Below are 13,663 nucleotides of genomic sequence, written 5' to 3'. Positions count from 1 at the left end.
GCGACCACCCACGGTGACACCGGGTTCGGCTTCACCGGGGGACACGGTCCAGCCGGTCCCACCGCCATTCATCCACGGCCGGGCCTGGCTTCCGGAACGTCCCCCAGTACTGGCGTCGCTTCTCGTCCCTCACGACGACGCCGAGACGGGCCAGTTCCTCCCGGCGCTCTTGAACGTCGTTATTGGAGGGGCTTCCCTTACCAACTACTCCTGGCGGGCTCTGAGTCCGGCCGATCAACTCCCCCCACCCCCGGCTGATCCACCGTCGCTTCCCACGGCACAACACCCACCAGCAGCCGGAGCGATGAACGGGCCCTCTGGGACCCATACGGCGGCAGGCACACAGGGTGATATTCCGGCCGCGTCGGCGACGAATGCGGGACACCTCAAACATGTGCGCCACCTCCGGTCTCCCGAGGCCGGGCTTCTTGTTTATGTGCGCTGTAGCGCCTCAGGTGCCGCGTCCTCGCGCGCTGTGGCGCATCTGGTGGATCGCCCGGGACGCAGAAAGGCCCCCGGCCGCCCCCTCGGACGAGGGGCACGGCGGGGCGCCTCGGTGTGCGGTGATCTGTCGGTCAGCCGTCTGTGGCGGTGCCCGAGCGGAGGCTCAGTAGGGCGCGCCGGCTCGCTTCCACCGGTGAGTGGCGGTGCCCTGGCAGGTGTACTGGACGCCCTTGGGGCCGGCGGTGACTGGGTCGTAGGCGATGGTCAGGCACTTGCCGCTGTGCCGGGCGGTGAGCCGGTACTCCCCGTCAGCGAGTGGGGTGATCTGCCACTGCTGGTTGGCTCCGGAGCCGCAGGCGCCTGGGCCACGCGTGCGTTGTCGGCGGCGGACGACGCGGGCACGGTGAGGCACTTGTGGCTGTGCCGGGCGACGGTCCGGTAAAGGCCGGGCCCCACAGGAAGCACTTGCCAGTGCTGGTTGGAGGCAGCGGCGGTGCCGCAGGGCCGCTGCGTCAGGCCGACCCCGTCACCCCGCGACTGGTCATCCTCCACGATGGTCCCACCGGTGAAGCGCCGCGCGGCGAGACACTGGTCGGCCGGGCCCGCAGCTGCTCGTAGGCGGGGCTGGAGCCCACGCCCTTCACCACGCCGGTGGCGGTGTCGATGGAGACCCGCGGGTACCAGCGCATCGACAGTGACCTGTTGGTGGGGAACCGCAGCGGCAGCCAGACGTGCTCACTGTCGTTCAGGTTGCCGTCCCAGGCGTTCCCGTGCCGGTCTCCCAGGTAGAAGTAGGAGGTGCGGTCTTACACGTTCCCTCGCCACGGGGCTGCGTTGGCACTGGTCACCCGATTCGCACCGCACGTGTTCCTCCGGAGGACCGTCACAGGCCCCGATAAGGATCACGTTGAAAGACGGTCCCCGGGGGTAGGGTGACGCCCTCCGGGCTGTTGACGTGTTTTGACGCCGCCGACGGCCATCGGATGACGAGCCAGCAGGACAGTGACAGGAAAGGCCGACCACGGTGGCAGGGCGCGCGACGCGGGTGTGGAGGTCGGTGTTCTTCGCTCACCCGGCCCGTACGGTCGTGATGGCCTTCGCCACGGTGATCCTCGGCGGGGCGGGGCTGCTGTCCCTGCCCGTCTCGTCCGAGGAGAGCGGCGCGACCGACGTGGTGACCTCGCTGTTCACCGCGACCTCCGCCGTGTGTGTCACGGGTCTCGCGGTGGTCGACACCGGTACGTACTGGAGCGGCTTCGGTGAAGGCGTCATCCTCGCGCTGATCCAGGTCGGCGGTTTCGGCATCATGACGATGGCCTCGCTCCTCGGCCTGCTGGTCTCCGGAAAGCTCCGGCTGCGGATGCAGCTGACCGCCGCGGCCGAGACCAAGAGCCTGGGCATCGGCGAGGTACGCCGCGTACTCCTGGGTGTCGCGGGTACGACGCTCGCGGTCGAACTCGCCGTGGGTGCCGCCCTCGCCCTGCGGTTCCGATTCGGGTACGGAGAAACCATCGCCCAAGCGACGTATTCCGGCTTCTTCCACGCGGTGTCGGCATTCAACAACGCGGGGTTCGGACTGCACGCCGACAGCCTCACCCGGTACGCCCAGGACCCTTGGGTGACGCTCCCCGTAGCGGCGGCGGTCATCCTGGGAGGCCTCGGTTTCCCCGTACTGCTCGAGCTGCTGCGCCACCGCCGACGACGGCTCACCACCGGGCGGCGGAACTGGTCACTGCACACCAAGCTGACGCTGATCACCACGGCGGTTCTGCTCGTGACGGGCACGGTGCTGACATGTCTGCTGGAGTGGGGCAACCAGGGCACGCTGGGCACCTTCGGCTGGGGCCAGAAGTTGCTGAACGGCTTCTTCCACTCCGCGATGAGCCGTACCGCCGGGTTCAATGCCCTCGACATCGGTGCGCTGGAAGCCTCGACGCTGCTGATGACGTGCGCGCTGATGTTCATCGGTGGCGGCAGCGCCGGCACCGCCGGCGGCATCAAGGTCACGACCTTCGCCGTGCTCGCCGCCGCGATCCTCGCCGAAGTACGGGGTGAACCCAACTCCGCCATACTGGGCCGGCGCCTGGAACCGCACGTCCTGCGCCAGGCACTGACCGTGGCCCTGCTCGGTGTGGGACTGGTGATGGCAGCCACCTTGGTGCTGCTGACGGTCGTCAGAGCACCGTTCGAAGCCGTGTTGTTCGAGGCGGTGTCCGCCTTCGCGACCGTCGGACTGTCGACCGGGATCACGGCGGAGGTGCCGGTGTCCGGGCAACTGGTCCTCATCCTGTTGATGTTCGTCGGCCGACTGGGGCCGGTCACCCTGGTCTCGGCGCTCGCCCTGCGCGAGCGGACCCGCCGCTACCAGCTACCCGAGGAGCGACCTGTCATTGGGTAACTACCTGAACGCACTGCGCCGTCGCCGCCGCAGGCGGCTCGCCGAGCAGCATCGCGAACTGAGCGACCAGCGGGTCGCGGTGATCGGCCTGGGCCGGTTCGGCAGCTCGCTGGCCCACGAGCTGACCAGACGCGGCTGGGACGTCCTCGGCATCGACACCGACGCTGGCCTCGTCCAGAGGCACAGTGACGCTCTCACCCATTCCGCCGTCGCCGACTGCACCGATCCGGAAGTGCTGCAGCAGCTCGGAGTGCACGAGTTCACGAGCGCGGTCGTCGGCATCGGCACCGACGTCGAGGCCAGCATCCTCGTCACCTCCAACCTGCTCGAAGCGGGCGTGCCCAACATCTGGGCCAAGGCGATCAGCCGGCAGCACGGCCAGATCCTCGAACGCCTCGGCGCCCACCATGTCGTCCTGCCCGAGCACGAGATGGGCGAGCGGGTGGCCCACCTGGTGACCGGACGGATGCTCGACTTCATCGAGTTCGACGACGACTACGCCCTGATCAAGACCGTCGCACCGGCCGTCGCCACCGGCATGCCGCTCGGCCAGAGCAAGGTGCGCAGCACGTACGGTGTGACCGTCGTCGGCATCAAGCGCTCGGGCCAGGACTTCACCTACGCCACCGCTGAGACAGTGGTCGAGAAGGGCGACGTCCTCATCGTCACCGGCAAGACCCGGGCTGTGGAGACTTTCGCCGAACTCGGCTGACGAGTGGGCCGTGTCGCCGGTCGTCAGGCCACGCGCACGTGTGGGTCGCCGGGCCGGCCGGACGGTGCGAGGGCTGAGGCGTCACCACCCCTGAGCCCTCGCGCCCGCGACGTCCGCACCCGCAGGAGGACCGACTCCGCCGATGGCGTGAAAATCTCCGTACCGCCTTTCTCAGCGGCTCGCATATGGAGACCGCGGATACGGCGTCAATGTTCCGTCAGAAAGGGCGGGACGGGCGTCAACATCACGTCAAGACGTCCGCTTACCGATCAGAAAGCGGTACGGAAAGACCGTCACGGGACCGGCCCGTCCCGCGACGGCGAGAAGTGTGCGGGCTCCGGGCCGCGCATCCCGTTCACCTACGGGTGTTCACCGGAGCAGCTCGATCAGGACCGCGACGATCAGCGCCCACGCTCCGAACCCCAGCAGCCACAGTGAGTCCACCAGCGCCCCTGCTGCGGCCAGGGCCACGGCCAGCAGCATGAGACCGGCGGCGAGACGTCGCGGACCGCGATCGTAAATGGCTCCCATGGCGCCAGACTACGTGCCGAGGATTCCACTCCGGTGCGAGGCGGAGGATCCGGACCGGCAGTCAGTCCCCGATAGACCGGAAAGGGCCCGGGCGGGGGTTCCTGGGCCTCGGATAACGCCGTCTCCGCCTCGGTGATTCCGCAGATGGGCGTGGTCTGCGTAAGTAAGCCGTTAGAAGGCTGTCAGCGGCCATAAGGACGTCGTCAAGACCGATCGTCGCGGCTCAAAGCCGCGCTTTGCTCCAGAGGTCCGATTTCACCTTTCAACCGAATCCCTTCAGGAGTTCGCGATGGCCGACGTGGCCTTCGTCCTCACCACGGGCGCGGTGTTCGCGCTGGTGGCCTTCATCGCCAAGGGGGTGGCGAAGCTGTGACTGCCGAGAACGTCGTCGGTCTGATCGTGGCCGCCGCACTGCTGGGCTATCTGATCCTCGCCCTCGTCAAACCGGAGAGGTTCTGAGCACCGCATGAGCCCCTTCCTCGCCGGCGTGCTCCAGCTCCTCGCACTGATCGCCGCGCTGGCACTGGCGTACCGTCCGCTCGGTGACTACATGGCCCGGGTCTACTCCTCCGACCGGCACCTGCGTGTGGAGAAGTGGATCTACCGGGCCATCGGCGCCGACCCCACGGCCGAAATGCGCTGGCCCGCTTATGTGCGCGGGGTCCTCGCCTTCTCGGCGGTGTGCGTTCTCCTCCTGTACTCGCTGCAGCGGCTCCAGGGCAGCCTGCCCGGTTCGCTGGGCTTCGCCTCCATCGACCCGGACCAGGCGTTCAACACGGCCGCGTCGTTCGTGTCGAACACCAACTGGCAGTCCTACGCCGGCGAGCAGGCCATGGGCCACGTCGTGCAGACCGGTGGCCTGGCGGTGCAGAACTTCGTCTCCGCGGCCGTCGGAATGGCGGTGGCCGTGGCGCTGGTACGGGGCTTCGCCCGGTCCCGTACCGGTGAACTGGGCAACTTCTGGGCCGACCTGGTCCGGGGCGTCGTCCGCGTCCTGTTGCCCCTCGCCGTCATCGGCGCGATCGTGCTGGTCGCCTGCGGCGCCATCCAGAACTTCGCCGGCATCCACGAGGTCGGCCGGTTCATGGGCGGTCCGCAGGAGTGGAACGGCGGCGCGGTCGCCTCGCAGGAGGCCATCAAGGAGCTGGGCACCAACGGCGGTGGCTACTTCAACGCCAACTCGGCCCACCCCTTCGAGAATCCCAACGCCTTCACCAACCTCTTCGAGATCTTCCTGATCCTGTTGATCCCCTTCTCGCTGACGCGCACCTTCGGCCGGATGGTCGGATCCGTCCGGCAGGGGTACGCGATCCTCGGCACGATGGCGACCATCTGGGCCGGCTTCGTGCTGCTGATGTGGGCGACCGAATTCGCCGGCCACGGTCCGGCCTTCGAGGCCGCGGGCGGCGCGATGGAGGGCAAGGAGACGCGCTTCGGCATCGGCGCCTCGTCGCTCTTCGCGGTCTCCACCACGCTCACCTCCACCGGCGCCGTGAACTCCTTCCACTCCTCGTACACCGGGCTCGGCGGCGGGATCACCCTGCTCGGCATGATGCTGGGCGAGATCGCGCCCGGCGGTGTCGGCTCCGGCCTGTACGGCATGCTGGTCATGGCGGTCATCGCGGTCTTCATCGCCGGTCTCATGGTCGGCCGCACCCCCGAGTACCTGGGCAAGAAGATCTCCACCCGGGAGATCAAGCTCGCCGCCTGCCACCTCCTGGTCACCCCGGCGCTGGTGCTGGGCTTCACCGCCGTTGCCATGGCCCTGGACACGCCCGCCAACTCGATGACCAACTCCGGCGCACACGGCTTCTCCGAGATCCTGTACGCCTACACCTCCGGTGCCAACAACAACGGCTCAGCCTTCGCCGGCCTGAACGCCGACACCCCGTGGTTCAACACCACGATCGGACTGGTGATGCTCCTCGGCCGATTCGTGCCGATGGTGTTCGTGCTGGCGCTGGCCGGCTCGCTCGCCGAGCAGACTCCCGTACCGCAGACGGCGGGCACCCTTCGCACCGAGAAGCCGCTGTTCACCGGGGTGCTGGCCGGCACCATCGTCATCATCACCGGGCTGACCTACTTTCCGGCGCTCGCGCTGGGCCCGCTGGCCGAAGGACTGGCGTCATGACCGTCGACGTGAAGAAGCAGAACGACTCCGTGTCCACCGTCACCGCGGCCCCGGCGCCGCGTCATGACGTGCCCACTGGTCACACGCCGGAGGATGGGCGCGTCCGAGGGGGCCTGTTCGACCCCCAGCAAGTGCTGAAGTCCTTCCCGGACGCGCTGCGAAAGCTCGACCCACGGGTGATGATCAAGTCGCCGGTGATGTTCGTGGTGCTGGTCGGCTCGGTGCTGACCACTGCCCTCGCGATCACCGACCCGGCCGACTGGTTCGGCTGGGCCATCGCCGGCTGGTTGTGGCTGACCACGGTCTTCGCCAACCTGGCGGAGGCGGTGGCCGAGGGCCGGGGCAAGGCCCAGGCGGACACCCTGCGCAAGGCCAGGACCGACACGGTCGCCCGCCGACTGGCGGACGGGGCCGAGGAACAGGTGCCCGGCATGGATCTGCGCGTCGGTGACCTGGTGGTCTGCGGGGCCGGCGACACCATCCCCGGCGACGGTGACGTCGTCGAGGGCGTGGCGTCGGTGGACGAGTCGGCGATCACGGGGGAGTCGGCGCCGGTCATCCGCGAGTCCGGCGGCGACCGGTCGGCGGTCACCGGCGGCACGAAGGTCCTCTCCGACCGGATCGTCGTCAAGATCACGACCAAACCCGGCGAGACCTTCATCGACCGCATGATCAACTTGGTGGAGGGCGCGGCCCGGCACAAGACGCCGAACGAGATCGCGCTCAACATCCTGCTCGCCTCGCTGACCATCGTCTTCCTGCTCGCGGTCGTCAGCCTGCGGCCCTTCTCGGCCTACGCGGGCGCCGAGCAGACGATGATCGTGCTGATCGCCCTGCTGGTCTGCCTGATCCCGACGACGATCGGTGCGCTGCTGTCCGCGATCGGTATCGCGGGCATGGACCGGCTCGTCCAACGCAACGTCCTGGCCATGTCGGGACGGGCCGTCGAGGCGGCGGGCGACGTGTCGACGCTGCTGCTCGACAAGACCGGCACCATCACCCTCGGCAACCGCCAGGCCGCCGAGTTCGTCCCGGTCAAGGGCGCGACGGCGGCCGAGCTCGCCGACGCCGCCCAGCTGTCCTCGCTGGCCGACGAGACGCCCGAGGGCCGCTCGGTCGTCGTCCTGGCCAAGGAGCAGTACGGCCTGCGTGAGCGCCACCAGGGGGAGTTGGCCCGCGCCGAGTGGGTTCCTTTCACGGCCCTGACCCGGATGTCGGGTGTGGACCTCACCGAGGACGGCGAGGAACGCAAAGTACGCAAGGGGGCGACCGGTTCGGTCGCGGCCTGGGTGAAGGAACGGGGCGGTCGTGTCGCCGAGGACGCGCAGGCGCTGACGGACCGGATCTCCGAGGCCGGTGGCACGCCACTGCTGGTGGCTGTGGAGGACGGCGAGGGGGCGCGCGTTCTGGGTGTCATCCACCTGAAGGACGTCGTCAAGGAGGGCATGCGGGAGCGGTTCGAGGAACTGCGCCGCATGGGCATCAGGACCGTCATGATCACGGGTGACAACCCGCTGACGGCCAAGGCGATCGCGGACGAGGCCGGTGTCGACGACTTCCTCGCCGAAGCCACACCCGAGGACAAGATGGCCCTCATCAAGCGGGAACAAGCCGGCGGCAAGCTCGTCGCGATGACCGGCGACGGCACGAACGACGCCCCGGCGCTGGCTCAGGCTGACGTGGGCGTGGCGATGAACACCGGCACCTCGGCCGCCAAGGAGGCCGGGAACATGGTCGACCTCGACTCCGACCCGACCAAGCTCATCGAGATCGTCGGGATCGGCAAGCAACTGCTCATCACACGGGGTGCGTTGACGACCTTCTCCATCGCCAACGACGTGGCGAAGTACTTCGCGATCATCCCCGCGATGTTCGCGGTCGCCCACCCCGGCCTCGACAAGCTCAACATCATGGGCCTGGCCTCGCCGCAGTCCGCGATCCTGTCCGCCGTCGTCTTCAACGCGCTGATCATCGTCGCGCTCGTGCCACTGGCCCTGAAGGGCGTCCAGTACCGGCCGATGAGCGCCGACCGGATGCTCCGCCGCAATCTCGGGATCTACGGGCTCGGGGGCCTGATCGCACCCTTCATCGGCATCAAGCTGATCGACCTGCTCCTCTCCTCCCTTCCCGGAATCGGCTGATCACCATGAACAACCCCGCGACCAACACCGCACGGCTGACCGCGGCCGGACTGCGGGCCCTGCTCGTACTGACCCTGGTGACGGGCGTGCTCTATCCGGTGCTCGTCACCGGTATCGCCCAGGCACTCTTCCCGCACAAGGCCAACGGCTCCGAGCTCACGGACGGGGACGACAAGGTCGTCGGCTCCGAACTCATCGGGCAGCGCTACGACCTGCCGCCGGAGACCGGCCGGGAGACCCCCGCCCCCGACCTGAGGTGGTTCCAGCCACGCCCGTCCAACGGCCTCGGCACCAACACCGTCAACACCCAGTACGATCTGCTCCTCTCCGGCGCCACCAACCGCTCCGGTGACAACGCCGACCTGATCAAGTGGGTCGGTGACGCCAAGGCCGCCGTCGTACGGGACAACTCCACAGCGACGTACAGGGTGAAGCCGTCGGACGTGCCCCCCGACGCCGTCACCTCCTCGGCCTCCGGCCTGGACCCCCACATCTCGCCCGAGTACGCCCGGCTCCAGGTCCACCGGGTCGCGGAACGCAACGGCCTCGGCGTCGCGCGGGTGGAGCGACTGGTCGCCGACCACACCGAGGGACGCGTCCTGGGCTTCATGGGCGAGCCCCGGGTCAACGTCCTGAAGCTGAACATCGCGCTGAAGGACGTGACCCGGAAGTGACCGTGCCGTGGGCGGGAGCCACCCGGCCCCGCCCATGGGCGGCACCATCGTTCCCCGCACGGAGAAAGGCGGCATACCGATGACCCAGGTGCTGGTGGTCGAGGACGAGGCACAGCTCGCACGGGCGCTCGTCATCAACCTGAAGGCACGCGTGTACGAGGTGGACGCCGCGCCCGACGGGGCGACGGCCCTGCGGATGGCCGCCGCCGCGCCCCCGGACGCCGTCCTGCTGGACCTCGGGCTGCCCGACATGGACGGCATCGACGTGATCAAGGGCCTTCGCGGCTGGACCCGCGTACCGATACTGGTCGTGTCCGCCCGCAGCACCTCCGACCAGAAGGTCGCGGCGCTCGACGCGGGCGCCGACGACTTCGTCACCAAGCCCTTCAGCATGGACGAGTTACTCGCCCGCCTCCGCGCCGCCGTCCGTCGCCACGACACGGCGGACGCCGCCACGGACGACGTGGCGATCGTCACCGCAGGGGACGTCACCATCGACCTGCATGCCAAGAAGGTCCGGCGTGGCGGACACGACGTACGCCTCACCCCCACCGAGTGGCACCTGCTGGAAGTGCTGATCCGCAACCAGGACCGGCTGACCACCCAGAAACAGTTGCTCCAGGAGGTGTGGGGGCCCTCCTACGGCACGCAGACGCACTATCTGCGGGTCTACGTGGCCCAGCTCAGACGCAAACTCGAAAGCGACCCCTCGCACCCGCGGCACCTCATCACGGTGCCGGGCATGGGATACCGCTTCGAGAAGTGACGGGATCGGAGGGGACCGGATGAGATCGGACGGGACCGGACGGGACCGGGGAAGCAGGGGACGCGGCGGCCGCGAGTGTCTGAGCCCGTGCCGACCCCGCTGCCGCGTGGCTAAGGGGTCCCCGGGCTCCGCTGGTAGATGTCGGGTATGGAATCCGCGTTCTCGTCACGGCTCTCCTCCTCGTAGAGGCGCCGGTAGATGGTGTTGCGTCGTTTGATGAGCATCGCGGCGAGGGCCGCGGCTGTCAGCGAGCCGGTGACGACGGCGGCTTTGATGTGCTCGGAGTCGGCGGGGTCCAGGAAGGCCAGGTCGCCGATGAGGAGGGCGACCGTGAAGCCGACGCCTGACACGGCGGCGAGCGCGAGTACGTCCGCCCAGGCCAGGTCGGGGTTGAGCGTGGCTCGGGTGAAACGTGCGGCGAGGTACGTGCCGATGAAGATGCCCAGGGTCTTGCCGACGACCAGTCCCACCATCACGCCCAGTGGTTCGGGCTCGCGGAAGACGCTGCCGAGTGCGCTGGGCGAGATGCTCACACCCGCGGCGAAGAGGGCGAACAGGGGTACGGCGATGCCTGCGGACACCGGGCGCAGGTGATGCTCGGTTCGTTCGCCGGGCGAGACGCGCTCGTCCGGATCACGTCCGGTCCGCAGGAGCAGCCCCATGGCGATGCCGGCGACGGTGGCGTGGACGCCGCTGTTGTAGGTGAGGGCCCAGATGGTCAGGCCGAGTGGTACGTACCACCACCAGCCGCGCAGGCGTTTGCGCTGCATGAGGTGGAAGACCGTGAGTCCCGCGACGGCGCCGGCCAGGGCGAGCAGATTGAGGCTGGAGGTGAAGAAGAGGGCGATGACGAGGATGGCGCCCAGGTCGTCGACGACGGCGAGGGTGAGGAGGAAGGCGCGCATGGCGGACGGCAGATGCGTGCTCAGCACGGCGAGGACAGCGAGGGCGAAGGCGATGTCGGTGGCCATGGGTACGGCCCAGCCGTCCGCCGTGCCGCCGCGGGGCAGGGACACCGCCAGGTACAGCCCGGCGGGTACGGCCATGCCGCATACGGCCGCGACCACCGGAAGTGCGGCTTTGGCCGGCGTGCGCAGTTCTCCTAGGGTCAGCTCTCGTTTGAGTTCGATGCCCGCCACGAGGAAGAAGATGGTCAGCAGCCCCTCGGAGGCCCAGTGCTCGACGGACAGGTCGAGCCCGAGGGCGGGTATGCCGAAGTGGAAGGCGCGTACGGCTTCATAGGCGGCGCTCCAGGGGGTGTTGGCCCAGACGAGCGCCACCACGGCCGCTGCCAGGAGCGCCAGTCCGCCGGCTGTCTCCGCACGGAGCGCTCGTGCGACGGCTGTGCGTTCCGCCCAGGGGAGCAGCCCGAGGAAGACCGACCGTTCGCGCGGGGCCGGACCCATGGGCGTCACCTCCTCCTGGTCCCAGAGGCGTGGGTGGTACGCGGGCGCCGCTGAGCCGACCGCGGGTGCGAGGCGCGGCGTCGTCCCCGGCCTCCGCGGCCGTCAGACGCCGGCGCCGTAGGGGAGCGACAGCTGGGTGACTGCCTGCCCGGTGGGCGGGCGCTGCTGTTCCTCGGTGGCCGGTGGCGCGTTGAGTATCGCGGTGAGGAGGAGGCCCATGACCGCGATGACCGCCAGGACCCAGGCGAACGGCATACTCCACGGACGCGCGTTGCCGTCCTCGGCCGGCGGCGGCGCGGTGTCGTCGGGGAACTGCTCGTCCAGGGCGCTGATCCGTGCCGCGAGACCGGGATCCTCACGCGCCAGGTGCTGTTCGATTTCCGCCAGGAGGCGGGCCTCGTCCATTTCGGATGCCATGTCAACGACTCCTTCGGGTCGGCTCGGCTGCGTTCACGCCTCCTCGGTACGCCCCAGCGGCCCGCGGCACCACCTCGTAGCCGTCGGCCGCACCGACGCGGCGGCCGTCGACGGCGGCGGGCCAGGCTTCGCCGGGCACCGCCGGCATGGCGACGGGATCGGCCTCCACGGTTTCCACGGTTTCCACGGTCTCCACGACCTCCTGCGCCGGCAGCGCCGTACCGTCGCGGACCGTTGCCTCGGCGAAGGACACGCCACGCCCGTGCCGCTCGGCTGCCGGCACGGCGTACGGGACAGCGCCGTTGATCACCTTCGCGCTCGTCCCCCCTCCCTCTGCCTCGGCGGTCGCGCGCGGTGCCGGTGCGGTGGACGCGTCCACCGGCGCCGCGCGCGCCCCGGAAGGGGCCAGATGCGCGATGCCGGGCATGGAGGAGTGCGGGCAGACCCGTGCGACGTCGCGTGCCGACTGCGGCACGTTCCCCGGGTCGCCCGGCTTGAGCAGTACGGTCATGTGGTCGTTCCGTTCCGTCGTTCGCACCCCGTCCCCGAGGGCGGCCGGATGCGCCCGGGCGACCCGGTCGAGCAGCGGTCCGGCGGCGGCATGGGCCCGGGACGACATGGCCACCTCCTCGCTCCCGAATCGGAGGTGTTTCCTTTCGGGTCTTCTGATTACCCCCGGGCTCCGCACCGACGCGTCGCCGGACGCGTTACGGACGGCCGTCTGGGCAGCCGTTCATTGCCGAACCTCGGCAAACCGGAGACAGCATGCGTGACGGAGGGAGAGCGGCCATGGCCAAGGGCACCAGGGCGGAAGCGGGACGGGCCGCCGACTTCGTGAACCGCTGCACAAGCCTCGTGGCGGCCGCAGCGGCGGAGGGGCGTGGTCTGCAGCCCGGTGAGCTGGCAGGCCTGCGGGAGCTGGCGGCGTCGGCCGGGGAAAGCGGCGTGGCGCTGGAAGACCTGGTCAGCGCGTGGCTGACCGCGGCGTGGGAGCCGTACCAGGAGTCGCTGGAGGGGGCCTCCTGCCCTCAGCCGGGCGACAGGCGGCAGATGCCCCTGGCGTGGCAGCGGGCGCGTGAAGCCACGGTCGCGCTCACTCGTGGGTACGAAGCCGGACAGCAGGAAGCCATTCGCCGGGAGGAGGCCATGCGGCGCGAATTCGTCGACGACCTTCTCGACGGGCGTACCGATCTGGGACAGCTGGCCGAGCGGGCCGATCGCTTCTCCCTCCGATTGGTGGGGCCGTACACCGTCACGGCAGCCCGGGCCACCGTCCCGTTCCGTGCCGGCGACCCGGCCACGCGCCATGTCGAGGAGGGCATGGCCACCTCTTTCAGGGCGCGGGACGTCTTCATCACCAGCAAGGAAGGGCTGCTGGTGTGTGTGTCGCCCACGACGGAGACGGACGTGCCGCGGACCTTCGCCCGGCATGTGGGCATGTCCGGCGTCAAGGCCCACCAAGTGGCCGTCAGCCGCTCCCGCCCCGGGCCGAGCGGAATCGTACGCTCGTACCAGGAAGTGCGCGGCACGCTCGACATCGCCGAGCGGCTGGCGCTCAGCGCCCCCGTGGTGGACGCGGCCGACCTGCTGGTCTTCCAGGTACTCGGCCGGGACCGCGCGGCGATCACCGACCTCGTGGCGACCGTGCTCGGCACCCTGGAACAGGCCCGGGGCGGACCGGCGCCTCTGCTCGACACCCTGAGGGCCTACTGCGACACCGGGTGCGTGAGCACCGCGACGGCACGCCGGCTCGGTATCAGCGTCCGTGCGGTCACCTATCGCCTCGGCCGTATCCGGCAACTGACCGGATACGATCCGGCCGACCCCGACCAGCGGTACACGCTCCAGACCGCGGCGCTGGGCGCCAGGCTCCTCGGGTGGCCCGCGGAACCGCTCGAGCGCGCCGACTGACCGCCGCCCTCGGGGGTGGGACCTCGCGGTGCTCACGGCGCTCACACTCGTAGCGGTTCATGACACGAGGCGCGTCCGGGGTGTGCCGGCTGACCACCCGCGTCCATCGGGGGATGGCTTGATGAGCCTGAT

Annotated in this window: 15 protein-coding genes and 1 pseudogene; 8 read left to right on the top strand and 8 right to left on the bottom strand. The window is 69.6% G+C overall.

Features of this window, described 5'->3' with window-relative positions; genetic code table 11:
- Positions 1 to 31 precede the first annotated feature (31 nt).
- The 4 genes and pseudogenes from ABD347_RS30695 to ABD347_RS17485 all read right to left on the bottom strand — a co-directional run bounded on the left by ABD347_RS30695 (position 32) and on the right by ABD347_RS17485 (position 1,133).
- Positions 32 to 328, bottom strand: coding sequence for a CysS/YqeB C-terminal domain-containing protein (locus tag ABD347_RS30695; RefSeq protein ID WP_425575688.1), 297 nt, complete (start codon positions 326 to 328; stop codon positions 32 to 34).
- Positions 329 to 607: 279 nt separating this feature from the next.
- Entirely contained in the window at positions 608 to 856 is a 249-nt protein-coding gene (locus ABD347_RS17490) for an RICIN domain-containing protein (RefSeq protein ID WP_344362125.1), read from the bottom strand.
- 8 nt (positions 857 to 864) lie between these two features.
- A pseudogene (locus ABD347_RS30690) lies at positions 865 to 996 on the bottom strand (hypothetical protein); the annotation flags it as partial.
- Entirely contained in the window at positions 957 to 1,133 is a 177-nt protein-coding gene (locus ABD347_RS17485) for a hypothetical protein (RefSeq protein WP_344362122.1), read from the bottom strand. The pseudogene ABD347_RS30690 and the gene ABD347_RS17485, both read right to left, overlap by 40 nt.
- Positions 1,134 to 1,501: 368 nt before the next feature.
- On the opposite strand from ABD347_RS17485, the gene ABD347_RS17480 reads away from it, so the two are divergent.
- Together ABD347_RS17480 and ABD347_RS17475 are read left to right on the top strand one after the other, a co-directional pair.
- Entirely contained in the window at positions 1,502 to 2,842 is a 1,341-nt protein-coding gene (locus ABD347_RS17480) for a TrkH family potassium uptake protein (protein WP_344362121.1), read from the top strand.
- Positions 2,835 to 3,554, top strand: a complete 720-nt coding sequence (locus tag ABD347_RS17475; RefSeq protein ID WP_344362119.1) for a potassium channel family protein — start codon at positions 2,835 to 2,837, stop codon at positions 3,552 to 3,554. Before ABD347_RS17480 ends, ABD347_RS17475 begins: the two co-directional genes overlap by 8 nt.
- Positions 3,555 to 3,923: 369 nt before the next feature.
- On the opposite strand, the gene ABD347_RS17470 is transcribed toward ABD347_RS17475, so the two are convergent.
- A complete protein-coding gene (locus ABD347_RS17470) occupies positions 3,924 to 4,085 on the bottom strand; it encodes a hypothetical protein (RefSeq protein ID WP_344362118.1) in 162 nt (53 codons plus the stop codon).
- A gap of 369 nt (positions 4,086 to 4,454) precedes the next feature.
- On the opposite strand from ABD347_RS17470, the gene kdpF reads away from it, so the two are divergent.
- The 5 genes from kdpF to ABD347_RS17445 all read left to right on the top strand — a co-directional run bounded on the left by kdpF (position 4,455) and on the right by ABD347_RS17445 (position 9,797).
- Positions 4,455 to 4,544: a K(+)-transporting ATPase subunit F gene (gene kdpF, locus ABD347_RS17465; RefSeq protein WP_344362117.1), complete on the top strand. Its 90-nt coding sequence runs from the start codon at positions 4,455 to 4,457 to the stop codon at positions 4,542 to 4,544.
- Positions 4,545 to 4,551: 7 nt separating this feature from the next.
- Positions 4,552 to 6,216 (top strand): potassium-transporting ATPase subunit KdpA, encoded by a 1,665-nt coding sequence (kdpA, locus tag ABD347_RS17460; protein WP_344362115.1) that lies wholly within the window; start codon positions 4,552 to 4,554, stop codon positions 6,214 to 6,216.
- A complete protein-coding gene (gene kdpB / locus ABD347_RS17455; protein ID WP_344362113.1) occupies positions 6,213 to 8,357 on the top strand; it encodes a potassium-transporting ATPase subunit KdpB in 2,145 nt (714 codons plus the stop codon). Before kdpA ends, kdpB begins: the two co-directional genes overlap by 4 nt.
- Before the next feature lie 5 nt (positions 8,358 to 8,362).
- Positions 8,363 to 9,031, top strand: coding sequence for a potassium-transporting ATPase subunit C (locus ABD347_RS17450; RefSeq protein WP_344362110.1), 669 nt, complete (start codon positions 8,363 to 8,365; stop codon positions 9,029 to 9,031).
- Positions 9,032 to 9,110: 79 nt separating this feature from the next.
- On the top strand, positions 9,111 to 9,797 hold the full coding sequence (locus tag ABD347_RS17445; RefSeq protein WP_344362107.1) for a response regulator: 687 nt from the start codon (positions 9,111 to 9,113) through the stop codon (positions 9,795 to 9,797).
- 110 nt (positions 9,798 to 9,907) lie between these two features.
- Here ABD347_RS17445 and nhaA read toward each other — a convergent pair whose 3' ends face one another.
- From nhaA to ABD347_RS17430, 3 genes are all read right to left on the bottom strand, one after another.
- Complete coding sequence (nhaA, locus tag ABD347_RS17440) at positions 9,908 to 11,203, bottom strand: Na+/H+ antiporter NhaA (protein ID WP_344362104.1); 1,296 nt, start codon at positions 11,201 to 11,203, stop codon at positions 9,908 to 9,910.
- A 102-nt stretch (positions 11,204 to 11,305) separates the two neighbouring features.
- Positions 11,306 to 11,620: a DUF3040 domain-containing protein gene (locus ABD347_RS17435; RefSeq protein WP_344362102.1), complete on the bottom strand. Its 315-nt coding sequence runs from the start codon at positions 11,618 to 11,620 to the stop codon at positions 11,306 to 11,308.
- A gap of 1 nt (position 11,621) precedes the next feature.
- Positions 11,622 to 12,239, bottom strand: coding sequence for a Clp protease/crotonase-like domain-containing protein (locus ABD347_RS17430; RefSeq protein ID WP_344362100.1), 618 nt, complete (start codon positions 12,237 to 12,239; stop codon positions 11,622 to 11,624).
- Positions 12,240 to 12,409: 170 nt separating this feature from the next.
- Between ABD347_RS17430 and ABD347_RS17425 the strand changes: the two genes are divergently transcribed.
- Positions 12,410 to 13,531 carry a PucR family transcriptional regulator gene (locus ABD347_RS17425; protein WP_344362098.1) on the top strand — a complete coding sequence of 374 codons (1,122 nt, stop codon included), beginning with the start codon at positions 12,410 to 12,412 and terminating at the stop codon, positions 13,529 to 13,531.
- Positions 13,532 to 13,663: the final 132 nt, after the last annotated feature.

The organism is Streptomyces gobitricini (assembly GCF_039532985.1).
GTDB lineage: Bacteria > Actinomycetota > Actinomycetes > Streptomycetales > Streptomycetaceae > Streptomyces > Streptomyces gobitricini.
Note: the sequence above shows the minus strand (reverse complement) of the source record. Positions and strands in the feature narration are given on the sequence as shown.